Here is a 1,670-nt window from a genome sequence, read left to right as displayed (position 1 = left end):
GAATTGGTGTGCGTGGCCGGGGAGCCCTCGGACTGCATCTCGCTCATCTCGCTCTTGAAGATGCGCAGCGAACGCCCCAGCCCCCGGGCGGCGTCGGGCAGCCGCTTGGCGCCGAACAGTACGAGCACCAACAACACAATGATGATCCAGTGCGTCGGGCCAAATGTACCCATCGATAACCTCCAAAGACTGTGGTATATCCGATGCTACCGGACAGGGTCCGACCGGCTCGGGCGGTCGGCGCCGACAGCACCGGACTTCGCCGCACGCAACTGTGCCAGCAGCTCCGGGCCGCTCCATCGGCGGGTATCCCCGCGTTCCGCGACGCCCACCAGCTCCACCAGCCGCGCGTTGACCGGCGTGGGCATCGATACCATCGTGCCCAGATTCACGATCTCCCCGGACAACCACGCGATCTCGGTCGTGCGACCCAGCGCCAGATCGTCGGCCATCGACGAGCGGGCCTGCGGATCCACCGCGAGCACGCCCGCCGCCAAGCGGGTGAACAGCGCGTCGGGCAGCCCCAGCACGCGGACCATCAGCCGCGGCGGCACCAGCGTGAGCCGGGCGGGGTGGATCCGGGCCCGGCGCATCACCGCCAACGCCTCCGCCTGCGCCAATGCCAGGCAGCGCCGGTAGTCGCGCGCACCGAGTTGTTCGGCCAGCGGCCGGCCGGACAGGGCGTTGATCGGGTTGTTCAGGTTCAGCAGCAGCTTGGCCCACTGCACCGGCAGCAGGTCCGCGTGCACGTCGAGCGGAAGTCCGGCGCGGGCGAACAGGGGCACGAACCGTTCGAGGGCGGGATCGGCGCTCACCGCGACGACGCCCTCGGTACCGCGGTGGAAATGTCCGCTGCCGTGGTTCACGACGTTGAAACCCACCATCCCTGCCAGCACCACGCACGACGGCAGGATCTCCCGGATGACGGTGTCGTTGCCGATGCCGTTCTGCAGGCTGATCACCACCGCGCCCGGCCGCACCCGGTTCACCAATTGCTCCGCCGCCGCGGCGGTCTGCGCGGATTTGACCGTGATCAGCACGAGGTCGGCGGTGACAGCGGATTCCGGCTCGGTCTCGGTGGCGAACGCGGTCTGGGAGACACGATCGTTCCCGCCGTCCAGGTCCGACAGCCGCAGCCCGTGCTCGCCGATCTCCGCGAGCATGCGCGGGCGACCCACGAAGGTGGCACGCGCACCCGCCGCGGCGAGTTTGCCGCCCACGAAGATCCCGATGCTGCCCGCTCCGAGCACCGTCACACGTAACGTCACGCCGGACCGACCTCCTCGACGATCGCATCCCCGTAACCGTCCGCTGTGTCCTGGCCCGCGCCGCGCTGCTCCGGCCCAGGGTGAGCCCCGTCCAGCGCCGCATAGGCCGACAGCGCCGCGCCCGAACGCTCGCGCACCGCGTTCACCAGCTCGATCGGCCCCAGCACCGTGACGCCCGCGCCGAAGCCCAGCAACAGCCGCGCCATCCAGTCCAGGGTAGCGAAGCGCATCGTGGCCTCGACGTCGCCGCCGGGCAGCACCGCCACCGGATACATCGGATACTGGTCGAGCACCCAGCCGAAGTCCGAGCGAACTCGCAAGCGCGCCAGCGGAACTCCGGGATCGTCGGAGAACAGGTCCAGGGCCGCCGCCGCATCGGTGGCATGGCTGGGCGGGCGGGAG

At 70.1% G+C, this 1,670-nt stretch carries 3 protein-coding genes; all 3 read right to left on the bottom strand.

What is annotated here, in order from left to right; translation table 11 throughout:
• The coding region (tatA, locus tag JZ791_RS44070; protein ID WP_216903923.1) for a Sec-independent protein translocase subunit TatA at positions 1–173 on the bottom strand (173 nt) is incomplete at its 3' end.
• Positions 174–206: 33 nt separating this feature from the next.
• Positions 207–1,268: a 2-dehydropantoate 2-reductase gene (locus tag JZ791_RS44065; RefSeq protein WP_216903921.1), complete on the bottom strand. Its 1,062-nt coding sequence runs from the start codon at positions 1,266–1,268 to the stop codon at positions 207–209.
• On the bottom strand, positions 1,265–1,670 hold a 406-nt coding region (locus JZ791_RS44060), incomplete at its 5' end, for a helix-turn-helix transcriptional regulator (protein ID WP_216903919.1). The genes JZ791_RS44060 and JZ791_RS44065, both read right to left, overlap by 4 nt.

It is taken from the genome of Nocardia alni (assembly GCF_019038435.1).
GTDB classification, from domain to species: domain Bacteria; phylum Actinomycetota; class Actinomycetes; order Mycobacteriales; family Mycobacteriaceae; genus Nocardia; species Nocardia alni.
This window is presented reverse-complemented; position numbering and strand designations above follow the sequence as displayed.